The 21972-nt window shown below is 71.3% G+C and carries 23 protein-coding genes, 1 tRNA gene and 1 pseudogene; 16 read left to right on the top strand and 9 right to left on the bottom strand.

The genetic code is table 11. The annotated features are described in order from the left end of the window. Window positions 1–89 precede the first annotated feature (89 nt). The 6 genes from iolC to ACWGDB_RS04170 are packed head-to-tail and all read left to right on the top strand — an operon-like array spanning window position 90 to window position 7097. Window positions 90–1049 carry a 5-dehydro-2-deoxygluconokinase gene (gene iolC, locus ACWGDB_RS04195; protein ID WP_453820994.1) on the top strand — a complete coding sequence of 320 codons (960 nt, stop codon included), beginning with the start codon at window positions 90–92 and terminating at the stop codon, window positions 1047–1049. A 34-nt stretch (window positions 1050–1083) separates the two neighbouring features. After that, complete coding sequence (locus tag ACWGDB_RS04190; RefSeq protein ID WP_453820993.1) at window positions 1084–1962, top strand: Cgl0159 family (beta/alpha)8-fold protein; 879 nt, start codon at window positions 1084–1086, stop codon at window positions 1960–1962. Between the two features lie 13 nt (window positions 1963–1975). Then, complete coding sequence (iolB, locus tag ACWGDB_RS04185) at window positions 1976–2863, top strand: 5-deoxy-glucuronate isomerase (protein ID WP_453820992.1); 888 nt, start codon at window positions 1976–1978, stop codon at window positions 2861–2863. 11 nt (window positions 2864–2874) lie between these two features. Next, complete coding sequence (iolD, locus tag ACWGDB_RS04180; protein WP_453820991.1) at window positions 2875–4752, top strand: 3D-(3,5/4)-trihydroxycyclohexane-1,2-dione acylhydrolase (decyclizing); 1878 nt, start codon at window positions 2875–2877, stop codon at window positions 4750–4752. Between the two features lie 42 nt (window positions 4753–4794). Then, window positions 4795–6288, top strand: a complete 1494-nt coding sequence (locus ACWGDB_RS04175) for a CoA-acylating methylmalonate-semialdehyde dehydrogenase (RefSeq protein ID WP_453820990.1) — start codon at window positions 4795–4797, stop codon at window positions 6286–6288. Window positions 6289–6311: 23 nt separating this feature from the next. Beyond that, on the top strand, window positions 6312–7097 hold the full coding sequence (locus ACWGDB_RS04170; RefSeq protein ID WP_453820989.1) for a GntR family transcriptional regulator: 786 nt from the start codon (window positions 6312–6314) through the stop codon (window positions 7095–7097). On the opposite strand, the gene ACWGDB_RS04165 is transcribed toward ACWGDB_RS04170, so the two are convergent. The 6 genes from ACWGDB_RS04165 to ACWGDB_RS04140 form a co-directional block, all read right to left on the bottom strand. Continuing rightward, window positions 7087–7890, bottom strand: a complete 804-nt coding sequence (locus tag ACWGDB_RS04165; RefSeq protein ID WP_453820988.1) for a DUF427 domain-containing protein — start codon at window positions 7888–7890, stop codon at window positions 7087–7089. The two genes, ACWGDB_RS04170 and ACWGDB_RS04165, sit on opposite strands and share 11 nt — an antisense overlap. 45 nt (window positions 7891–7935) lie before the next feature. Beyond that, window positions 7936–8922, bottom strand: a complete 987-nt coding sequence (locus tag ACWGDB_RS04160; protein WP_453820987.1) for an aldo/keto reductase — start codon at window positions 8920–8922, stop codon at window positions 7936–7938. Between the two features lie 91 nt (window positions 8923–9013). Beyond that, window positions 9014–9676: an NUDIX domain-containing protein gene (locus ACWGDB_RS04155; protein ID WP_453820986.1), complete on the bottom strand. Its 663-nt coding sequence runs from the start codon at window positions 9674–9676 to the stop codon at window positions 9014–9016. Window positions 9677–9788: 112 nt separating this feature from the next. Beyond that, window positions 9789–10487 carry a hypothetical protein gene (locus ACWGDB_RS04150; protein WP_453820985.1) on the bottom strand — a complete coding sequence of 233 codons (699 nt, stop codon included), beginning with the start codon at window positions 10485–10487 and terminating at the stop codon, window positions 9789–9791. Window positions 10488–10608: 121 nt separating this feature from the next. Further along, the gene (locus tag ACWGDB_RS04145) at window positions 10609–11040 is read right to left on the bottom strand and encodes an HIT family protein (protein ID WP_453820984.1); all 432 of its coding nucleotides are present in this window, start codon (window positions 11038–11040) and stop codon (window positions 10609–10611) included. A gap of 139 nt (window positions 11041–11179) precedes the next feature. Further along, window positions 11180–11253: transfer RNA gene (locus ACWGDB_RS04140), tRNA-Pro, on the bottom strand. 111 nt (window positions 11254–11364) lie between these two features. Between ACWGDB_RS04140 and ACWGDB_RS04135 the strand changes: the two genes are divergently transcribed. The 3 genes from ACWGDB_RS04135 to ACWGDB_RS04125 all read left to right on the top strand — a co-directional run bounded on the left by ACWGDB_RS04135 (window position 11365) and on the right by ACWGDB_RS04125 (window position 13311). Then, window positions 11365–11886 (top strand): DUF309 domain-containing protein, encoded by a 522-nt coding sequence (locus ACWGDB_RS04135; RefSeq protein ID WP_383621934.1) that lies wholly within the window; start codon window positions 11365–11367, stop codon window positions 11884–11886. Between the two features lie 84 nt (window positions 11887–11970). Then, window positions 11971–12744 (top strand): precorrin-6A synthase (deacetylating), encoded by a 774-nt coding sequence (cobF, locus tag ACWGDB_RS04130; protein WP_453820983.1) that lies wholly within the window; start codon window positions 11971–11973, stop codon window positions 12742–12744. A 105-nt stretch (window positions 12745–12849) separates the two neighbouring features. Beyond that, window positions 12850–13311, top strand: coding sequence for a hypothetical protein (locus ACWGDB_RS04125; RefSeq protein ID WP_453820982.1), 462 nt, complete (start codon window positions 12850–12852; stop codon window positions 13309–13311). Here the strand turns inward: ACWGDB_RS04125 and ACWGDB_RS04120 are convergent. After that, a complete protein-coding gene (locus tag ACWGDB_RS04120; RefSeq protein ID WP_453820981.1) occupies window positions 13301–14047 on the bottom strand; it encodes a cobalt-precorrin-6A reductase in 747 nt (248 codons plus the stop codon). The two genes, ACWGDB_RS04125 and ACWGDB_RS04120, sit on opposite strands and share 11 nt — an antisense overlap. Window positions 14048–14231: 184 nt before the next feature. Between ACWGDB_RS04120 and ACWGDB_RS04115 the strand changes: the two genes are divergently transcribed. Then, entirely contained in the window at window positions 14232–15683 is a 1452-nt protein-coding gene (locus ACWGDB_RS04115; RefSeq protein ID WP_453821080.1) for a hypothetical protein, read from the top strand. A 35-nt stretch (window positions 15684–15718) separates the two neighbouring features. Then, window positions 15719–16585: an HAD-IIA family hydrolase gene (locus ACWGDB_RS04110; RefSeq protein WP_453820980.1), complete on the top strand. Its 867-nt coding sequence runs from the start codon at window positions 15719–15721 to the stop codon at window positions 16583–16585. A 3-nt stretch (window positions 16586–16588) separates the two neighbouring features. Here the strand turns inward: ACWGDB_RS04110 and ACWGDB_RS04105 are convergent, their stop codons facing one another. After that, window positions 16589–17362, bottom strand: coding sequence for a sulfite exporter TauE/SafE family protein (locus ACWGDB_RS04105; RefSeq protein WP_453820979.1), 774 nt, complete (start codon window positions 17360–17362; stop codon window positions 16589–16591). A 66-nt stretch (window positions 17363–17428) separates the two neighbouring features. After that, a complete protein-coding gene (locus tag ACWGDB_RS04100; RefSeq protein ID WP_427844069.1) occupies window positions 17429–18616 on the bottom strand; it encodes a thiolase family protein in 1188 nt (395 codons plus the stop codon). 132 nt (window positions 18617–18748) lie between these two features. Here ACWGDB_RS04100 and ACWGDB_RS04095 point away from each other — a divergent pair, with 132 nt between their 5' ends. The 5 genes and pseudogenes from ACWGDB_RS04095 (at window position 18749) to ACWGDB_RS04075 (ending at window position 21948) form a co-directional block, all read left to right on the top strand. Beyond that, on the top strand, window positions 18749–19591 hold the full coding sequence (locus ACWGDB_RS04095) for an alpha/beta hydrolase (RefSeq protein ID WP_453820978.1): 843 nt from the start codon (window positions 18749–18751) through the stop codon (window positions 19589–19591). A gap of 124 nt (window positions 19592–19715) precedes the next feature. Further along, window positions 19716–20198, top strand: a complete 483-nt coding sequence (locus ACWGDB_RS04090; RefSeq protein ID WP_453820977.1) for a Dps family protein — start codon at window positions 19716–19718, stop codon at window positions 20196–20198. Window positions 20199–20291: 93 nt separating this feature from the next. After that, window positions 20292–20624 carry a DUF3140 domain-containing protein gene (locus ACWGDB_RS04085; RefSeq protein WP_328420798.1) on the top strand — a complete coding sequence of 111 codons (333 nt, stop codon included), beginning with the start codon at window positions 20292–20294 and terminating at the stop codon, window positions 20622–20624. Beyond that, window positions 20625–21068: pseudogene (locus ACWGDB_RS04080) on the top strand (endonuclease); the annotation flags it as partial. It abuts the gene before it with no gap. A 49-nt stretch (window positions 21069–21117) separates the two neighbouring features. Beyond that, entirely contained in the window at window positions 21118–21948 is an 831-nt protein-coding gene (locus ACWGDB_RS04075; protein ID WP_453820976.1) for an SAM-dependent methyltransferase, read from the top strand. The last annotated feature ends 24 nt before the right edge of the window (window positions 21949–21972 follow it).

Genomic DNA, 21972 nt, shown 5'->3' with positions numbered 1-21972 from the left:
TTGACAGCGTCGGCCTCCACGACCTACACCTGGGGGGCGGCAGGCCCGATGGGACCCGCACCCCCAGTCCAGTTGTAGGAGCGTCGCGCATGGCCGAGTCAGCCAAGTCCTTCGACTTGATCACGATGGGAAGGATAGGAGTCGATCTCTACCCCCTGCAGTCTGGCCTACCTCTGACGCAGGTGGAGACGTTCGGCAAATTCCTCGGAGGCTCGGCCGCGAACGTCGCGGTGGCCGCCGCTCGGCTCGGTCGCGACACCGCCGTGATCACGCGCACCGGCGACGACCCGTTCGGCGCGTACCTGCACGAGGCCCTGAAGGACTTCGGCGTCGACGACCGCTGGGTGACGCCCGTCGCGGCGTATCCGACGCCGGTGACGTTCTGCGAGATCTTCCCGCCGGACGACTTCCCGCTGTACTTCTACCGGCAGCCTAAGGCCCCTGACCTGGAGATACACTCCGACGAACTCGACTACTGGGCCATCCGCTCGGCCCGGGTGTTCTGGATCACCGGCACCGGTCTGAGCGAGGAACCGAGCCGCTCGGCCACCCTCGCCGCCCTCAAGGCCCGCGACAAGGCGGGCACGACGGTCTTCGACCTCGACTGGCGGCCGATGTTCTGGCGCGACCCGGACGAGGCCCGCCCGTACTACGCCGAGGCACTTCGGCACACGACGGTCGCGGTCGGCAACCTCGACGAGTGCGAGATCGCCACCGGCGTCCGCGAGCCGCGCGCCTGCGCCGAGGCGCTGCTGGCGGCCGGCGTGGAGCTCGCGGTCGTCAAGCAGGGCCCCAAGGGCGTGCTGGCGGTCCACCGCGACGGCACGGAGGCCGAGGTGCCACCGGTGCCGGTCGAGGTGGCCAACGGCCTCGGCGCGGGCGACGCCTTCGGCGGCTCGCTGGTCCACGGGCTGCTGTGCGGGTGGGACCTGGCCGACACCATGCGGTACGCCAACGCCGCCGGCGCCCTCGTCGCGTCCCGCCTCGCCTGCTCCTCCGCGATGCCCACCGAGTCCGAGGTCGAGAGCCTCCTCGCCCAGGCGTCATGACGGCCGACCGAGCCACCCTTGAACGGAGCTTTCCTTGAGCATCAGCATCCCCGACCTCACCGCGGTCAGAGCCCGGCACCCCGAGGCGATCGCGGAGGCAGCGGCAAGCCGGGTGCGCCGCCCGCTGGTCGGCGACAGCGGCCGCATGATGATCGTGGCCGCCGACCATCCGGCACGCGGCGCGCTGGGCGTCGGCGACCACCGGCTCGCGATGGCCAACCGGGCCGATCTGCTGGAACGTCTCTGCACCGCGCTGTCCCGGCCCGGCGTGGACGGGGTGCTGGCCACCGCCGACATCCTGGAGGATCTGCTGCTGCTCGGCGTCCTCGACGACAAGGTTGTCATGGGCTCCATGAACCGCGGCGGCCTGGCCGGAGCGTCCTTCGAGATGGACGACCGCTTCACCGGCCACCGCGCCGAGGACATCGCCCGGCTGCGCTTCGACGCGGGCAAGCTGCTGGTCCGTATCGACTACGACGACCCGGGCTCGCTCACCACCCTGGAGTCCACGGCCCGCGCCGTCGACGCCATGGCCGCGCTCCAACTTCCTTTGTTCGTCGAGCCGTTCATATCCCGGCGGGTCGAGGGCAAAGTGCGCAACGACCTCTCCGCCGCGGCCGTCACCAAGTCGATCGCCATCGCGTCGGGCCTGGGCGGCACCTCGGCGTACACATGGCTGAAACTGCCCGTCACCCATGACCCCGACGACATGGCCGAAGTTCTGGAGACGTCCACACTGCCCGTCGTCCTGCTGGGCGGCGAGGTCGGGGACGACCAGGAGGGGGCCTACGTGCGCTGGCGCAAGGCGCTCCGGCTCCCGACCGTCCAGGGCATGGTCGTCGGCCGCTCGCTGCTCTACCCGGCCGAGGGCAGCGTGGAGACGGCGGTGGACACGGCCGTCGGCCTGTTGTGACACGGAGGAACAGATGACGTATCACCTTCCCGCGGGAAAGGCGCTCGGCGGCCCGTACGTCGTGGACGTCACGCCCGAGAAGGCCGGCTGGGGCTACTCCAGCCTGCGGATCCTGGAGCTGCCGCCCGGCGGCTCGCACAGCTTCGACACCGGCGACAGCGAGTGGATCGTGCTGCCGCTGAACGGCGGCTGCACGGTCGAGGCCACCGACGACTTCGGCCATGACACGTTTCAACTCACCGGCCGTGACAGCGTGTTCACCGCCGTCAGCGACTTCGCCTATGTGCCGCGCGACGCGCGTACGACCGTCTCGTCGCCCGACGGCGGACGGTTCGCGCTGACCGGCGCACGGTGCTCGCGACGGCTGCCCGCCCGGTACGGACCGGCGTCGTCGGTGCCGGTGGAGCTGCGCGGCACCGGCAACAGCAGCCGTCAGGTGAACAACTTCGGCGCGGCCGGGGTCTTCGAGTGCGACAAGCTCATCGCGGTCGAGGTCATCACGCCGGGCGGCAACTGGTCGTCCTTCCCGCCGCACAAGCACGACGAGCACCGCCCCGGCGAGGAGTCGGTCCTCGAAGAGGTCTACTACTTCGAGTTCGCCGACCACGAGGGCACCCCCGGCCTCGGCTACCAGCGCGTCTCCCCGTCCGGGCACGGCCGTGACACCGATGTGCTGGCCGAGGTGCGCGGCGGCGACGTGGTGCTCATCCCCGACGGCTGGCACGGGCCGTCCATGGCCGTGCCCGGTCACCACATGTACTACCTCAACGTCATGGCGGGCCCCGAGGCCGAGCGCGCCTGGCTGATCTGCGACCACCCCGACCACGCCTGGATCCGCGACACCTGGCCGGACCAGCCCGTCGACCCCCGTCTGCCCCTCTACACCGCTGAGTCCCAGTGAGGTCCCCCGAGATGAGCCAGCCCACGATCCGCCTGACCGTCGCTCAGGCGCTGGTGCGGTTCCTGTCCGTGCAGTACACCGAGCGCGACGGCGTCCGGCGACGGCTGATCGCCGGCACCTGGGGCATCTTCGGCCACGGCAACGTGGCCGGCGTCGGTCAGGCCCTCCTCCAGGCGGGCGAGGACGTCATGCCGTACCACCAGGGCCGCAACGAGCAGTCCATGGTGCACGCGGCCGTCGGCTACGCCCGCCAGCTCAACCGGCTCTCCGCGCAGGCGGTGACGACGTCGATCGGACCGGGCGCGACGAACCTGGTGACGGGTGCGGCCCTGGCGACGATCAACCGTCTCCCGGTCCTCCTGCTCCCCGGCGACTACTTCGCCTCGCACGCCCCCGACCCGCTGCTCCAGCAGCTGGAGCACCCGACCGAGGCGGACGTGTCGGTCAACGACACCCTGCGCCCGGTCTCCCGCTACTTCGACCGGATCACCCGCCCCGAGGCCCTGATCCCGTCCGCGCTGAACGCCATGCGCGTCCTCGCCGACCCGGCCGAGACCGGCGCGGTCACGCTGGCCCTCCCCCAGGACGTCCAGGCGGAGGCGTACGACTGGCCGCAGGAGTTCTTCGCCGAGCGCGTCTGGTACGTACGGCGTCCCGCGCCCGACCCGGTCGAGCTGGCGGCGGCCGTCGAGGCGATCCGGGCCGCCGAGCGCCCGCTGATCGTCGCGGGCGGCGGCGTCCACCACAGCGAGGCCGAGGCGGCACTGAAGGCCTTCGTCGAGGCCACCGGCATCCCGGTCTCCTCCACCCAGGCCGGCAAGGGCTCACTGCGCCACGACCACCCCGCCGACCTCGGCGGCATCGGCCACACCGGCACCTCGGTCAGCGACGACATCGCCCGCGGCGCCGACCTGGTGATCGGCGTGGGCACGAGATACACCGACTTCACCACCGCCTCCGGCACGCTCTTCCAGAACCCGGACGTGCGGTTCCTGAACCTCAACATCACCGGCTTCGACGCGCACAAGCTGGCCGCGCGGACGCTGGTCTGCGACGCGCGGGCCGGGCTCACGGCCCTGACGGCGGCGCTTTTCGGCCATCGCGTGGACGCCGCGTACGAGGCCGAGTACCGCGCCGGCAAGGAGCGTTGGGACGCGATCGTCGAGGCCGCCTACCGCGCCGACGACGAGACGGCCGTACCGACGCAGACCCAGGTCCTCGGCGCGCTGGACGCGGTCGTCGGCGACGACGACGTGGTCATCAACGCGGCCGGTTCGCTCCCGGGCGACCTGCACAAGCTGTGGCGGGCGCGTTCACCGCGCCAGTACCACCTGGAGTACGGCTACTCCTGCATGGGCTACGAGATCCCGGCCGGGATCGGCATCCAGCAGGCCGCCCCGGACACGGCCGTGTGGTCGCTGGTCGGCGACGGCACCTACCTGATGATGCCGACGGAGATCGTGACCGCGGTCCAGGAGGGCCTGCCGGTCAACATCGTCCTGATCCAGAACCACGGCTACGCCTCCATCGGCGGGCTGTCGAACGAGGTCGGCGGCGAGCGCTTCGGCACCGACTACCGCTACCGGGCCGCCGACGGCACCTTCACCGGCGCCCCGCTCCCGGTCGACCTCGCCGCCAACGCGGCCAGCCTCGGCATGGACGTGCTGCGCGCCAAGACGGTGGGCGAGCTGCGCGAGGCGCTGGCCACGGCCCGTGCCTCCGAGCGGCCGACCTGCGTGTACGTCGAGACCGACATCACGAACCCGACCGCGCCGGGCGCCGAGGCCTGGTGGGACGTGCCCGTGGCCGAGGTCGCCTCCCGCGAGGCCGCCGTCGAAGCACGCGCACGGTACGACCAGCACGTCACCGACCGTCGCCACCACCTCTGAACTCCCCGCACCCGCCCCGCACCTGAAAGGCCCTTGCGCACCATGAAGACCATCACCCACTGGATCGACGGCAAGCCCGTGGAGGGCGGCTCCGGCCGCTTCGCCCCCGTCTACAACCCGGCCACCGGCGCCCAGGAGAAGCAGGTCGCCTTCGCGACCGTCGACGAGGTGAACGCCGCCGTCGCCTCCGCCAAGGCCGCATTCGAGAGCTGGGGCGAGTCCTCCCTGGCCAAGCGCACGGCGATCCTGTTCAAGTACCGCGAGCTGCTGGACGCCCACCGCGACGAGATCGCCGAGCTGATCACCGCCGAGCACGGCAAGGTGCACTCCGACGCGCTCGGCGAGGTGGCGCGCGGACTGGAGATCGTGGAGCTGGCCTGCGGGATCAGCGTGCAGCTCAAGGGCGAGCTGTCGACTCAGGTGTCGACCCGGGTGGACGTGGCCTCGATCCGGCAGCCGCTGGGTGTGGTCGCCGGCATCACGCCGTTCAACTTCCCGGCGATGGTGCCGATGTGGATGTTCCCGCTGGCCATCGCGTGCGGCAACACCTTCGTGCTGAAGCCGAGCGAGAAGGACCCGTCGGCGTCCCTCCGACTGGCCGAACTGGCCTCCGAGGCCGGGCTGCCCGAGGGCGTGCTCAACGTGGTGCAGGGCGACAAGGTGGCCGTGGACCGGCTGCTCGAGCACCCGGACATCGAGGCGGTGTCCTTCGTCGGCTCGACGCCGATCGCGAAGTACATCCAGCTCAAGGCGGTTGAGCACGGCAAGCGCGTGCAGGCCCTGGGTGGCGCCAAGAACCACATGCTCGTGCTCCCCGACGCCGACCTGGACTTCGCAGCCGACCAGGCGATCAACGCCGCCTACGGCTCGGCGGGCGAACGCTGCATGGCCGTGTCCGTCGTCGTCGCGGTCGGCGACACGGGCGACGAGCTGGTCGGCAAGATCGCCGAGCGGGCGAAGAACCTGCGCATCGGCCCCGGCAACGACCCGGCGAGCGAGATGGGCCCGCTCATCACGCGCGAGCACCGCGACAAGGTGGCGTCCTATGTCGCCTCGGCCGCCGAGCAGGGCGCCGAGGTCGTCGTCGACGGCACCGGCTACTCGGTCGAGGGCCACGAGGACGGCTTCTTCCTCGGTGTCTCGCTGCTGGACCGGGTGCCGCTGACGGCGGACGCGTACCGGGAGGAGATCTTCGGCCCCGTGCTGGCCGTGGTGCGTGCTCAGACGTACGAAGAGGCCATCAAGCTGATCAACGACTCCCGCTGGGGCAACGGCACCGCGATCTTCACTCGGGACGGCGGCGCCGCCCGCCGCTTCCAGCTGGAGGTGAAGGCGGGCATGGTGGGCGTGAACGTGCCGATCCCGGTGCCGGTCGGCTACCACTCCTTCGGTGGCTGGAAGGACTCGCTCTTCGGCGATCTGCACGTCTACGGCAACGACGGCATCGCCTTCTACACCCAGGGCAAGGTCATCACCACGCGCTGGCCGGACCCGTCCGACGGCGGCATCAACCTCGGTTTCCCCAGCAACTCCTGACAGCCTGACAGGGAGGGCGTCCCATGGCGAAGACCCGCGGCTCCGCACGTGCCGGGTCCGGCTCCGCGCTGGCCTCGCTGGACTTCGCCCTGGACCGGGGCAGTCCCGTGCCGCTATACTACCAGCTCGCCCAGCAGCTGGAGGCGGCGATCGAGCACGGGGCCCTCGCCCCGGGCAACCTCCTGGGCAACGAGGTCGACCTGTCGGTGCGGCTGGGCCTGTCCCGGCCCACCGTCCGGCAGGCCATCCAGTCGCTCGTCGACAAGGGGCTGCTGGTCCGGCGACGCGGGGTGGGTACCCAGGTGGTGCACAGCCAGGTGAAGCGCCCGCTGGAGCTCAGCAGCCTCTACGACGACCTGGAGGCGGCCGGGCAGGGTCCGACCACGCAGGTCGTCCGCAACGAGCGCGTCCCGGCGGCCGCCGATGTCGCCGCCGCGCTCGGGATCGCGGAGGGCGCCGAGGTCACGTTCCTGGAGCGGCTGCGCTGCACGCACGGCCAGCCCGTCGCGATCCTCTGCAACTACCTGCCCGCGAGCCTGCTCGACCTCGACACGGCCCGGCTGGAGTCGACCGGCCTGTACCGGATGATGCGGGCCGTCGGCATCACCCTGCACAGCGCCCGCCAGACCATCGGTGCCCGCAGCGCCACCGCCGACGAGGCCGAGCGGCTCGACGAGAAGGAGGGCGCCGCGCTGCTGACCATGCAGCGCACGGCGTACGACGACACGGGCCGGCCGGTCGAGTACGGGACGCACATCTACCGCGCGTCCCGGTACGCGTTCGACTTCCAGCTGCTGGTCAGGTCTTGAGGCTCGCGGTGAACGGCGTGACCGGCCGTTCCAGCCGCTCGCCGTCCACGGTGATCTCCACCGCCTCGTTGTAGAAGGCCAGGAGCCCCTTGACGGGAGCCACCGCGGCCAGCGGCTCGGCGTAACTCCAGACGATGTTCCGCGGGATCTCGCCTTCGCCACGCCAGTTCCAGTACTGGGCCGTGCCCTTGTACGGGCACCCGGTGCTGTGGTCGGTGGGTTCGAACAGGTCGAGCCGGACGTCCTCGCGGGGCACGTAGTACCGCGTCGGCAGGCTGGTCTCGAACAGCAGCACCGGGCGGTGTGTGTCCGCGACGACCGTGCCGCCGATCTCGACCTGGACATGGCGGCCGCTGGGCATGGCGTCCACCCGTTTGTGCGGGTCACGGGGGTGGATGAAGATCTCTTCCTGCTCCTCGTACCAGTGGTCGAGGCCGGTCCCCCAGCGCAGGAACCACTCGAAGGCGATGTGATCGGCGAGGTCGGCGGCGGGGAAGGTCCACGCCGCGTTCTCCACCAGCTCGCCGTCGACCTCGAGGTCGTAGAAGATCTGCGAGCCCGTGTGCTTGCCCGGCTGCGGGTTCTTGGCGGGGCGGAGGAGGTCCGTGCGGACCTCCGCGCGCGGGAACGCGTAGCCGGGCACGGGCAGATCGGGTTCCCAGACCAGGACGGGGTGCCGGCTGTCGACGACGGTGACGTCGCCCTTGACGCCCCGCACCCAACGCTCGCTGGGCTCCCACAGGAGGCCTTCGGGGGTCGTACGGACGTTCTGCTCGGTGGGGAACAGAGGCATGGCCACTCTCCTTCGGCTCCTCTTCGGAGCGTACTCCCGGAGGGGTCAGTGAGCGGCGTCGACCCGGGCCCGCTGGCCGGCGGTCAGCTCCAGGTGCACGGCGGCCAGGCTCTCCTCCAGCTGGGCCACGGACGACGCTCCGACGAGCGGGATGATCGGCAGCTCGGCGCCGATCTGCCAGGCCAGGACGACCTGGTTGACGGTGGCCCCGGTCTCCTGCGCGACCTCGCGGAGCACCTTCAGACGGGCCGGGGTACCCGGGTGGTCGAAGTCGCGGGGCAGGGCGACGTCCGGGCGGGTGTAGGCGCCCTTCAGCAGCGGCGAGTAGGCGACCAGGGTGAGACCGGGCTCGGCGCGCAGGTAGCTGAGCAGGTCGGGTCCGACGTGGCCGAGGCTGCCGTCGGGGAACAGTCCCTCGGGGATGTCGAGGCGGGGCCGCAGGTGGCTGTGGGCGTACTGGAGCACCTCGTAGCCGGGCAGGCCCGCCGCGGCGGCGAGGGCGCGGGCCCGCTCGACGCGCCAGGTGGCGTGGTTGCTGACGCCGAGGAGACCGACCGTGCCCTCGGCGACCAGGTCGGCGAACCCCTCGACGGTTTCCTGGAGGGGGACCTGCCGGTCCTCGATGTGGGCGTAGAGCAGGTCCAGCCTGGCCACGCCGAGCCGGTCACGGCTGCGTTCGGCGGACTCGCGGATCACCTTCGCCGACAGGCCTTCCGCGTTGTCGATGTAGCCGGTGCCGGGGGCCAGCGGGCGGGCGCCGAGCTTGGTGGCGATGACGATCTCGTCGCCGACGCCCCGGCTGCGGCGCCACCGGCCGAGCAGTTCCTCGCTCTGTCCGCCCTGACCGCCGTCCTCCCAGAAGGCGTAGTTGTCGGACGTGTCGATGAAGGTTCCGCCCGCCTCGACATAGCGGTCGAGGACGGCGAAGGAGGTCTCCTCGTCGGTCCGGGAGCCGAACAGCATCGCGCCGAGCGCGAGGACGCTGACCTCGCGGCGGGTGTTCGGAGCGGTGCCCATGGTGCGGTACTTCATGGATGACTTCCCTCCCGTTCGTGCACCCGCTCCGGGTGCACGAACGGGAGTCTTCATCCTGAAGCGCACTTCAAGTCAAGGGCGAGGGCGCTTACTTGGCGAACGGGCCGTCCAGTGCCGCCCATTGCAGCAGCATGATCGTCTTGGCGTCCGCGATCTCGCCGCTGCGGATCATCTCCAGGGCCCGGCTGAAGGGCAGCTCGACGATCTCGATGTCCTCGCCCTCCTCGTCCAGGCCACCGCCCTCGTGGGTGCGGGTCGAGGGGCCGTAGGCGGCGGCGTAGAAACTGACGCGTTCGGTGACCGAACCGGGGCTCATGTAGACGTCGAAGACGTGCCGGACCTCGCCGATGGTGTGCCCGGTCTCCTCCACCACCTCGCGCCGCACCGCGATCTCCGGGTGCTCGTCATCGTCGTCGAGCAGCCCGCCCGGCGTCTCGACCAGCATGCCGTCGGGGTGGCCGTTGACGTACACCGGGAAGCGGAACTGGCGGGTCAGCAGGACGGTTTCGCGTTCGGCGTCGTACAGCAGCATGGTCGCGCCGTTGCCGCGGTCGTGCGTCTCGCGCTGCTGGGTGCTCCAGGTGCCGTCGGCGTGCCGGAAGTCGAAGGTCGTGGCGCGCTCGACGTACCAGTGGCTGGACAGGAGCCGCACGTCCCGCACCTTGATGCGGGGATTGCCGGTCAGGTCCCGGCCCGCCTGGTCGAGTCCGGTGCGGCCACGGCGGTCGGGGGTGTCGATGCCGGCGGTCATCGGGCACCGGCCGGGTGCATGAGCGAGTTGGTCATGGCCCGCTTCTACCACCCCGGCATGGCGTACGTCGCGCGGGAAGGTGAGGAGTGAGGGGGTGCGGGGCATCCGGGCGTCAGCCCGCGACGTCCGCCTTGTCCAGGACCTGCGCAGACGCCGGAGGCCGGACGTCCACCGGCTCGTCGAAGGCGCTGAACGACGTGGTGGTGACGTTCCCGCCGCCCTTGTAGACGGTCTTGAGCAGGTGGGGCTCGCCCTCGGTGGCCACGTAGAAGGTGTACGTCCCTCCCTTGTCCGCCTTGTCCGCCTTGTCCGTGACGTGCAGCGCGAGCGCTTCGCGGCCGCCGACGCGGGCGGCCTCGCCCTTCTTCGCCTCGCCGAACGACTCGAAGGGCCAGGTACACGCGGCCAGTCCATCGCCCGGCTGCGCCTCGTCGGCGGGGACCTTCACCCACTGCTTCGGCCGTACGTCGGCGACCGGCCTGCCGCGCCACTTCTCGAGGTACGTCCCGTCCGGGCGGACGTAGTCCGTCTCACCGATCCTGATCTGTTCGAGGCTGCCGTTGTCACCCCAGGTGGTCTTCGCCGTGCACCGGTCCTTCAGGTCGGTCCTCAGGCGTGTCGTCACTTTGCCGCCGTCCGCGGTGCTGGTCATCTCGACGGTCACGTAACGCAAGTCGCGCATCGTGTCGTTGGCCTCGTCGAGCAGATCGGCCGCCGACTTCTCCGAACCGCCGTCACCGGCCCCGCACCCGGTGAGCGCGACTCCGGTGCACAGACACAGCAGCGCCGCCGTCATGGGAATCGTCCGCATCGAGCCCCCCGCTCCGTCCCCGCTACCCCGTTTCCCGATCATCGACATGACCATGCCCATGATCAGGAGCGGGAGCCTACCAGCCCCGGGCAGGGCATCCAGAGCCCTGGCTCCGGCGCTGTCAGGCCCCCGGCGGCACGGCCTGTTCGAAGCCGAGTTCGCGCAGGGCGGTGCGGAGTCTGTCGGCCGGCTCGTCCAGCGCCGACAGGTCCTCCTCCGGCTTGGCGTGGGCGAAGTCCAGATCGCCCAGGCCCCACATGGGCGCCACATGAATGTGCAGGTGGGGCACCTCGAATCCGGCGATGAGCAGCCCGGCCCGCGGAGCGTCCCACGCCCGCTGCACGCCCTGGCCGACGGCCTGGGCGACCTGCATGCAGTGGGACAGCAGTTCACCGTCGACCTGCGTCCACTGGTCGACCTCACGCCGGGGCACGACGAGGGTGTGGCCGGGCGTCAGCGGTGCGATGGACAGGAACGCCGTCGCGTGCGGGTCCTGCCAGACGAACCGGGCGGGAAGCTCTCCGGCGATGATGCGGGAGAAGACGGTGGTCATGCCGGGCCCCTTCGCTGCGGAAGATCTCTCGGGGCGAGCCTACGTCCCCAACAGCGCGTGAATCCGGTCCCGTTGGCCTTGACCGGCCACATGAGAAAGGGCCTCCGCAGGCTCTCACCTGCGAAGACCCTTCGCACCGTCGGGACGACAGGATTTGAACCTGCGACCCCTTGACCCCCAGTCAAGTGCGCTACCAAGCTGCGCCACGTCCCGGTGCCTCTCGCGCGGTGAACCGCGTGATCGCGCGGACAGCACTTTACCGTACGGGGACGAGTGCGCCGAAGGGGGCATCCGGCGAGGAGCCGGACGATGGACAATCGGTGTATGGGCAGCACATCGTCAGGACGCCAGGCCGCCGCGCGGGACCGGGACAGCGAGGGGCGGGCACGCAGCGCCCGGCCCCGGGACGGCCTCGGGCGCCCCCTGCCGTACGACGCGGACGGCGTCGACCGCCAGCCCGAGGGCGTCGTACGCACGCCGGGGCAGACCGTCGCCGAGGCGCAGGAGCTGCTGGACGCCGGGAAGCCGTTCCATGCGCATGAGGTGTTCGAGGACGCGTGGAAGGCGGGGCCGGAGGGGGAGCGGGCGTTGTGGCGGGGGCTCGCGCAGCTTGCCGTGGGGCTCACGCACTCGGCGCGGGGGAACGTGACGGGCGGGCCGCGGCTGCTGCGGCGCGGAGCGGGGGCCGTGGAGGAGTGGGCGTCCGATGCCGGGGAGCGGCGGCCGTACGGGATGGATCTCGCGGGGCTGAGCGCGTGGGCGCGGGAACTGGCGGGGGTCGTGGAGGAGAGCGGGGAGGCCGTGGACGCGCGGGGGCGGGCGCCGAGGCTGCGGGGCGGGGCGTAGAGGCGAGGCGGGGTCGGCGGGCCTGAGCACGGGCTGCGTGGACGCGGTGTACTCGGTGTCGGTGGCGTGGGGCAGACTCGGGGTGTGCGAAAGATTCATGTCATCGGTATCGGCGCGGGCGACCCTGAGCAGCTGACGCTGCAGGCGGTCAGGGCACTGCGGAGTACGGACGTGTTCTTCATCCTCGACAAGGGCGAGGTGAAGTCGGACCTCACGCAGGTGCGCCGGGACATGCTGGACGCGCACGTACCGGAGGGGAGGTACCGGGTGGTCGAGGCCCGGGACCCCGAGCGGGACCGGTCCGCCGGCGGTACCGCCTACTCCCCCGCCGTCGGGGACTGGCGCAGTGCGCGCGCCGGGATCTACGAGCGGCTGATCTCCGAGGAACTGGGCGAGGACGAGACCGGGGCATTCCTGGTGTGGGGCGACCCCGCGCTGTACGACAGCACGCTCGGCATCCTGGAGGAGGTACTGGACAAGGGCGACGTGACCTTCGAGTACGACGTCGTACCCGGCATCAGCAGCGTCTCCGCCCTCGTCGCCCGCCACCGGACGGGACTCAACCGGGTCGCCCGCCCCGTGCAGATCACCACCGGCCGCCGACTGGCCGAAGGCTTCCCGGACGGCGTGGACGACGTCGTCGTGATGCTCGACGCCCACCAGACCTTCCAGAAGTACGCCGACCAGGACATCGACATCTACTGGGGCGCCTACATCGGCACCCCCGACGAGATCCTCGCCTCGGGCCCGATCGCCGAGACCGCCCCCCGCATCGAGACCCTGCGCGCGGAGGCCCGGGAGCGCAAGGGTTGGATCATGGACACGTATCTGCTGCGACGGAATCCGAAGCAGCAGTAGGCGGTACGCCCGCCGGGCCACCGGGACTGCGGCCGGCCGGCGGGCTGAGCGCGCCGCGCCGAAATGCCGGTGCGGCGTGCGGCAGTCCGCCGTGATACTGGCCGTATGTCCGCACCGGTGCGTTTCCGCGATCCCCTCACCGAGCTGTACGAGTTCACCGATTCGGTCCTGGTTCGCTGCCCACGCTGCGAGAGGATCGCTCACTACGAGCGTCGGTCGACCGTCGCTCCGGACGCGGACGGTGCGAGGTACCCGGAGCGCCGTCTGGTCTGCCGGTCCTGTGGCCTGGCCCGGCAGTCGTCACGTGCCGACGGGCGGTGTGCCCGGCCGGATCTTTGGCTGCAGACCGCGACCAGGCACGGGGTGGTGTGGGCCTACAACCTCGAACATCTGGACCTGCTCAGGCGTTTCGTGGCGGCATCGCTGCGGGAGCGGGCGCCCTGGTACGAGCACGGACGGAAGATGACCTACATCGGACGGCTGCCCGCCTGGATCAAGCAGGCGAAGAACCGCGAGGAGATCCTGAGCGCCATCGACCGCCTCCGTGCCTCCGTCGTCACAGGCTGAGGCCGAGCCGCTCCAGCACCCCCGCCACCTCCGACACCGCCTCCACGCCCCCCGGCAGCGACGGGCGGCGTACGAGCACGACGGGTAGGGCGAGTTGGCGGGCGGCTGTGAGCTTGGCCGCGGTTGCCGTGCCGCCGCTGTCCTTCGTGACGAGGGTGTCGATGCGGTGTTCCCGTAGGAGGGCCGACTCTTCGGGGAGGGTGAACGGGCCGCGGGACAGGAGTACTTCGGTGTGCGGGGGCATCGGCGGCTCGGGCGGGTCGACGGAGCGTACGACGAAGTGCAGGTCGGTGAGGTGGGCGAAGGACGCGAGGCCCAGGCGGCCGGTGGTCAGGAAGACACGGTGGGCGAGGCTGGGCAGCAGGGCCGCGGCCTCGTCGAGCGAAGCGACCTCGTGCCAGCGGTCCCCGGGGCCGGGGCGCCAACCGGGCCGGCGCAGGACCACCGCCGCCACCCCGGTCTTCGTCGCGGCGCGGACCGCGTTCGCCGTGATCGACTCGGCGAAGGGGTGCGTGGCGTCGACGACCGTGTCGACCTGCTCGGCGCGCAGCCAGTCGGCCAGGCCCTCCGCCCCGCCGAAGCCCCCGATGCGTACGTCCCCGGCGACCGCGCCCGGCCGTGCCACGCGCCCCGCGAGCGAGCTGGTGACGCGGACGCCGGGGTGCGCCGCCAGCGCGGCGGCGAGTTCGCGGGCCTCGGTGGTGCCGCCGAGGATCAGGACGTGGCGGGGGGACATGGGGCGAGCGTACGTCGTGCCGCCCGCTGCGGCGCCGCCGCCCTGAACACCGCGAACACTATGAACACAACGATCAGACCCGTGGTTCCTCGCCCCGCCGCTCCCTAGCATCGCGGCGCACGGCTCGACGACGCGCCGAAGAGGAACGAGGAGCAGCGTCTTGGACTGGACGAGAACCCACGCAGTGATCCGCAGGTCTGTCCCATGGACCCCTCACCGGCGCACGACGCTGACCGCCCTGCTGGCCGGCGCCCTCGCCGCCGGCCTTCTCGTCGGCGCGTCGAACGCCCGGGGAGAGACCGGCGACACGGCGGGCCCGGCTCGTGCCGAATGCCCCGCCGCCGTCGCCGACAAGGCGACCTGCTACACCGGCCTTGACCCCAACGGCGCCAACTACGCGATAGCCGTGCCCAACGACTGGAACGGCTCCCTCGTCGTCCACGCCCACGGCGGCCCCGACCTGGGTGCGGAGTCCGACCCGGGCCGCAGTCTCGAAGATCTGGGGCGCTGGTCGGTGATGGTGAAGGAGGGCTACGCCTGGGCGGGTTCGTCGTACCGCCGGGGCGGCTACGGGACGCGGATGGCCGCCGCGGACACGGAGAGCGTGCGCCGACTGTTCGTCGGTGAGTTCGGCAAGCCCCGGCGGACGTATGTGCACGGCCAGTCGTGGGGCGGGAACGTCGCCGCGAAGGTCGTGGAGACGTACGGCAACCGGCGCGGGGCGTACGACGGGGCGCTCCTCACCAACGGCGTCCTCGGCGGGGGCTCGCGCGGCTACGACTACCGCGTCGACCTGCGCGTCGTCTACCAGTACTACTGCGGCAACCACCCCCGCCCGACCGAGCCGCAGTACCCGCTGTGGCAGGGCCTGCGCGCCGGCTCGACCATGACCAGTGCCGGGCTGCGCGCCCGGCTGCAGGAGTGCACGGGCCACGCGTCGGCGCCGCAGGAGCGGACCGCGCTCCAGCAGCGCAACCTCGACGACATCCTCGCCGTCACGCGGATCCCGGAGCGCACGCTGGAGTCGCATCTGCGGTTCGCCACCTTCACGTTCCGGGACATCGTGCACGACCGCCTCGGCGACCGGAACCCGTTCGGCAACCGAGGCGTCCGGTACTCCGGGTCGCATGACGACGAGGCGCTCAACGCCGGTGTCGAGCGTTTCGCCCCCGACCCGACGGCCGTACGCGATCTTTCCTACGACAGCGATCTCACCGGCAAGGTCTCGATCCCGGTGCTGACGATGCACGCGATCGACGACCCGACGGCGTTCGTCGAGCACGAGGCCGCCTACCGGGCCACGCTGCAGGGGGCCCGGCGGGACGGGCACCTGGTGCAGACGTTCACTCGGGAGGCCGAGCACAGCGAGCTGAGCGACGCCGAGTACGCCAACTCCATTGCCGCCCTCGACAAGTGGGTGCGCAACGGTAAGAAGCCGACGGCCGGGTCGGTCGCGGCGTCGTGCGCGGCGTTCGACCGCACGTACGGCACAGGCTGCTTCTACGACCCGGCGTTCCGCCCGGCCCCGTACGCCACGCGCGTCGAGCCGCGACCGGGTGGGCTGCGGTGGCCCGCCATGACGTCGGCTCAGGAGCGGGCGTGGAGCAGGATCGAGGGTGTCGGGATCGCGCCCTGACCTGTGCCGGGTGGATCGATGGCTAGGGTCCTGGCATGGAATCCGTACGTGGCGTGGAATCCCTGCGTGCCGTCCTGATCGACATCGACGGGGTGCTCACCGTCTCGTGGCAGCCGCTGCCGGGTGCCGTCGAGGCGCTGCGGGAGATCCGCGAGGCCGGGCTCGGTGTCGCGCTGGTCACGAACACGACCTCGCGGACCCGGGCGTCGATCGCGCGGACACTGGCGGACACCGGGTTCCCGGCGTCCGCCGAGGACATCCTGACCGCGCCCGCCGTCACCGCCGCGTATCTGGCGGAGCACTGTCCAACGGCGCGGTGTGTGCTGCTGAACAGCGGGGACATCGCGGAGGACCTGGGCGGAGTCACTGTCGTAGGAGATGACGAGGACGGTGACGAGGACGCGGGCGACCGGGCCGTTCCGGACGTCGTGGTCGTCGGGGGTGCCGGGCCCGAGTTCGGCTACGCGGCGCTGAACCGGGCCTTCGGACATCTGCGGCGCGGGGCGCGGCTGGTGGCCATGCACCGGAATCTGTACTGGCGTACCGATGACGGGTTGCAGCTGGACACCGGCGCGTTTCTGGCCGGCCTGGAGAAGGCGGCGCGGGTCGAGGCGGAGATCACGGGGAAGCCGTCGGCCGCGTTCTTCGAGGCGGCCCTGGCGCATGTGGGGGTCGGCGCGGGCGAGGCGGTGATGGTCGGGGACGACATCGAGTCCGATGTGCTGGCGGCGCAGCGGGCGGGGGTCAGGGGCGTGCTGGTCAGGACCGGGAAGTACCTGCCGGAAACGCACCGGTCCGCGAGCGGCACGCCCGACCATGTGATCGACTCCTTCGCCGATCTGCCCGCGCTCCTGAGGGAACTGCGGGGGTCGGCGCGGGGGTCGGGGTCGGCGCAGGAGTAGGGGTCAGCGCAGGAGCAGCTGGAGGCCGCCGACGATCGTCGCCGCGATCACCAGTTGCTCGAACAGCCGCTGGTTGATCCGGTTCACCGCCCATTTGCCGAGGAACGCACCGGGCACGACGAAGAGCACGAGCGCCGCGTCGAGCAGGAGCGAAGGGCCGTCGATCAGGCCGAGTCCGGCGCTGAAGGGCACCTTGGAGACGTTGACGATCAGGAAGAAGAAGGCTGACGTCCCGAGGAAGCCGAGCTTGCGGAAGCCGGCCGACAGCAGGTACATCGACATCACCGGGCCGCCCGCGTTGGCGACCATCGTGGTGAAGCCGCCGAGGACGCCGTACGAGCGCGCCTTGACCCGGCCGGCCCGGCTGGTGACCGAGTCCGGCTCCGCCTCCTGCTCGGCGGTACGGCGGCGCCACACCGTCACGCCCGCCATCATCAGCAGGATCGCGCCGATCGACGTACGGACGACGCCGTCGTCGGCCCACACGAGGAACAGCGTGCCGAAGACGACGCCGGCCGCGACCGCGGGAAACAGCCGCCACAGCGTGGGCCAGTGGGCGTGCCGTCGGTAGGTGAGTACGGCGAGGACGTCCCCGGCGATCAGGATCGGCAGCAGCACACCGGTGGAGGCGCGGGCGGGGAGCACGGCGGCGAAGATCGCGAGGCTGACCGTGTTGGCCCCGCTCACGGCCGTTTTCGAAAAGCCGACGAGCAGGGCCGCGAAGGCGAGCGCGGCGAACTCCCAGCCTGTTATGTGCCAAAGCGTCATCGTGTCCATGCGGAGACCGATGGTATGTGCAGACAACAGGTACTGGTAAGGACCGTCTCGCCAGTCGGGAGATTGCTAGTGGCGCTCCACCAGCACCGCACTCCCCTGCCCGACACCTACACACATGGTCGCCAGGCCCCGCTCGGCCCCCGTACGCCGCATCCGGTGCAGCAGCGTCGTGAGGATCCGCGCACCCGAGGAGCCCAGCGGATGCCCCAGCGCGATCGCCCCGCCGCTCGCGTTGACCAGCTCGGGATCGATGCCGAGCTCGTCGACGCAGGCGAGGGCCTGCGCCGCGAACGCCTCGTTGAACTCGGCCTCCTGGATGTCGCCGATCGTCCAGTCGGCGCGGGCGAGGACCTTGCGGGTGGCGGGGACCGGGCCGATGCCCATCACGTCGGGGTGGACGCCCGCCGAACCGCCGGCGACATAGCGGCCCAGGGACTCCAGGCCGAGTTCGTTGAGGGCTTCCTCGCTGACGAGGAGCAGTGCTGCCGCGCCGTCGTTCATCGGTGAGGCGTTGCCCGCGGTGACCGTGCCCCCCTGCCGGAAGACCGGCTTCAGGCGGGCCAGCTTCTCGTACGACGTGTCCTCGCGGATGCACTCGTCGCTGTCGACCAGCACGCCGTCCGGGCGCTCGACCGGCAGGAGTTCGTCGTCGAAGTGGCCGTTCTTGCGGGCCTCGGCGGCCCGTTGGTGGCTGCGCAGGGCGAAGTCGTCCTGTCGCTCGCGCGGGATGCCGTAGCGCTCGGCGACCTCCTCGGCCGTCTCGCCCATGGACAGCAGACCGTGCAGCTCCTTCATCGCCGGGTTGACCAGGCGCCAGCCGAGCCGGGTGTCGACGGTCTCGATGCGGTGAGGCAGGGCCTCGTCGGGGCGGGGCAGGACGAAGGGGGCGCGGCTCATCGACTCGGAGCCGCCGGCGAGCACGATGTCGGCCTCGCCCGCCGCGATGGTGCGGGCGGCCGACGTCACCGCCTCCAGTCCGGACGCGCACAGACGGTTGACCGTGGCGCCGGGGACCGACTCGGGCAGCCCCGCGAGGAGCGCGGCCATACGGGCGATGTTGCGGTTGTCCTCGCCCGCCTGGTTGGCGGCGCCCCAGTAGACGTCGTCGATGCGCGCCGGGTCGAGTGCGGGCACCTCGGCGACGAGGCCCCGGATCACGGTCGCGGCGAGGTCGTCGGGCCGTACCGACGACAGCGCGCCGCGCAGCTTGCCGATGGGGGTGCGGCGGGCGGCCGCGAAGTGGACGGGACGCACGACAGGACTCCTGACCGGGCCGTATGAATCGGCACCCAATTAATTAGCACCGCTAGTTTTGGACTATAGACCGCCTCGCCGCCCCCTGGGAAGATCCTCCGGGAAGCCTGCCCCGACGCAGCCGGAGGAACCATGGCCGACGCCCGCGAGCACGTACTCGACGGAAGCCGGGGATCGATCGTCGTACGCGAGTGGCCGAGCCGCGGCCGGCCCCGCTACCTCGCCCTCGTGATCCACGGCTACGGCGAGCACGTCGGCCGGTACGCCGAGGTGGCGGACGTCCTGGTCGGGCACGGTGCTGCCGTGTTCGGGCCCGATCACGTCGGTCACGGCAGGTCGGCGGGTGAGCGCGTGCTGATCGAGGACTTCGAGGACGTGGTCGCCGATGTGCACGCGGTCGCCGGGCCGGCCCGGGCCGCGTATCCGGATGTGCCGGTCGTCATGGTCGGGCACTCCATGGGCGGCCTCATCGCGGCCCGCTACGCCCAGCTGCACGGCGACGGGCTCGCCGCTCTGGTGCTGTCCGGGCCCGTGATCGGCGACTGGGAGCTGCCCCGCCGGCTGCTCGCCCTCGACGAGATCCCCGACACGCCCATCAGCCCGGCCGCGCTCTCCCGCGATCCCGGGGTGGGCGCGGCGTACGTGGCGGATCCGCTGGTCTGGCACGGGCCGATGAAGCGGCCGACGGTCGAGGCGTTCGCGCGGATGCTGGACACCGTGTCCAAGGGCGGCGACCTCGGACGCCTGCCGCTGCTGTGGCTGCACGGCGACAACGACCGGCTGGTCCCGCTCACCGGCAGCCGTGTCGGCGTCGAGGAGCTGCGCGGGGGCGAGCCGTCCGAGCAAGTCCACGGCGAGCACATCCATGGCGAGCACATCTATCCGGGAGCCCGGCACGAGGTGTTCAACGAGACGAACAAGGCGGACGTCTTCGCGGACCTGCTCCACTTCCTGGACGGTGTGTTCGCGCACTGAGACACGTCGCGTTTTGCGCCGGTTCGCCCTGGGCACCCGCGCCCGCATGGAGCGGTACCGGCGTCGCACCTGCGTCGCACCGCTCCGTACTGGCCCGACCACGCCAGAAATGGAGGAGCGCGGAATGACTGTCGTCAAGAGCACGCTTCCCGAACCGGCCCGCCGCGTCGCCGGCGAGGCGCTGCAGAGCACTCTCGTCGATCTCCTGGGACTGTCGCTGATCGGAAAGCAGGCGCACTGGAACATCGTGGGCCCGCGGTTCCGCTCGATCCATCTGCAGCTCGACGAGGTCGTCTCGGTGGCCCGCTCGTTCGCCGACACGGTCGCCGAACGCTCCGCCGCACTCGGCCTGCCGCCCGACGGCCGGCCGGAGACCATCGCTGCGGCCTACACGCTGCCCGGCCCCAAGGAGGGCTGGGTCCGCGACAACGAGGTCGTCCAGCTCGTCGTGGACTCCCTGGCGGGGGCCATAGAGCGGCTGCGCGCGCGTATCGACGCGACCGCCGAGCCGGACCCGGTGACGCAGGACCTGCTGATCGGCATCACGAGCGAGCTGGAGAAGCAGCGCTGGATGTTCGACGCCGAGAACTGGCCGCGCGACGAGTGACACGACACCTGAACCGACACCGACACCGACACCGACACCGACACCGACATACGCCGTACACGCACAGCCGTACCCGGAGAGAAGGGGCACACCGTGACCGACGCCCTCGAACTCGACGCACTGTGGCAGGAGTTCCACCGCGTCGTGAACATGACCTCGCAGGAGCTGGCCACCTGGCTGCGGGTCAGTGACGCGGACGAGGAGACCGAGCCGCTGCCGGACCAGGCCGGGACGCCGACCGGGCAGCACGTCCTCGCGATCCTCCAGAAACGGCGCACGGACCTCACGGACGACGACGTCCAGATCATGTACGACGTCGTGGACACCGTCACCGACCAGGCGGACCTCGAGAACGAGCCCGAGCCCGAACAGACCCGCCGTCGGCATCAGCTGATGACGATCGGCCACGACCCGCTGCGGCCCTAGGATCCGCGCCGGATGGCCGACGCCGACTGGCAGGGGGGGCGACGCGCTCGGCCGGGCTATCGACGCTACGACGAACGTGCGGCCACCCAACTCGGCCAAGGTGCCGAGATGTTGAACGACCGGTGGGGCGGAGACCTGCGGCGGCTGGGCAAGGACGCCGACGGTGACGTCGCCGAACTGCGCAGCCTGCTGCAGGGGTCCCCCAGGACGGGGTCGTCCGGCGCCGCCATCTTCCTGCGCGAGGCCCAGCGGGTCCGGCCGGACGTGGCGCCCTGACTGGACACCAAGGCGCTCGCGGGCGCCGAGCGGTTCGGCCTCCCAAAGGTTCCGGAACGGGTGGCCGGCCTCGCCGGGATCGCCGAACCGGCCGTGCCGGCCGCCGCGTTGGTGCGGGCCTCGCTCGACAAGGAGGTGGCCGAAGACAGTCTCCGCCGGGCCGCATGATCGTGGAAGACTGCTCGCAGCACACCGTTGCCGAGCACAGGAGGCCTGCGTGGCGGGGACCGAGTCGGGAACCGGGTCGGCGACCCAGTCGGCCGTATCTCGTATCGACACGAGCAGACCGCATCCGGCCCGGGTGTACGACTGGTTCCTCGGCGGCAAGGACAACTACCCGGTCGACGAGGAGCTCGGCCGCCGGATCACGGCGATGCAGGGCGACGCTCCGCGGCACGCGCGGGCCAACCGCCGGTTCATGCAGCGGGCCACCCGGGCGGTCGTCCAGGAGACGGGGATCCGGCAGTTCCTCGACATCGGCTCCGGCATCCCGACCGAGCCCAATCTGCACCAGATCGCCCAGTCCGTCGTCCCGGACGCACGGGTGGTCTACGTCGACAACGACCCGATCGTGCTCGCTCACGCGGAGGCCCTGCTGCGCGGCACTCCGGAAGGCGTGACGGAGTATGTGCAGGCCGACGCGCGTGAGCCGGAGCGGATTCTCGAACAGGCAGCGTCGGTCCTCGACCTGGACCGGCCCGTCGCCCTGTCCCTGATCGCGCTGCTGCACTTCATCGCGGACGACGACGGCGCCCACCGGCTGGTGGACACGCTGGTCGGCGCGCTGGCGCCGGGCAGCTGCCTGGTGCTTTCGGCCATGACGGCGGACTTCGAACCGGAGAACGTCCGCCGGGGGATCGCGGCCTACAACGCGAGCGGGGTGACGCTCGTGGCCCGTTCGCACGACGAAGTGGGCCGCCTTTTCAAGGGACTTGAGCTGCTGGAGCCGGGGATCGTCTCACTGTCGGACTGGCGGCCGGGCGCGGACGAGCTCGGGGCGAACGAAATTCCCGTGTCGCTGTACGGCGCGGTCGGCCTGAAGCCCTGACGCCCTGACCCAGCCCCCGGCTCG

The organism is Streptomyces sp. NPDC055013 (genome assembly GCF_053608645.1).
This window is presented reverse-complemented; position numbering and strand designations above follow the sequence as displayed.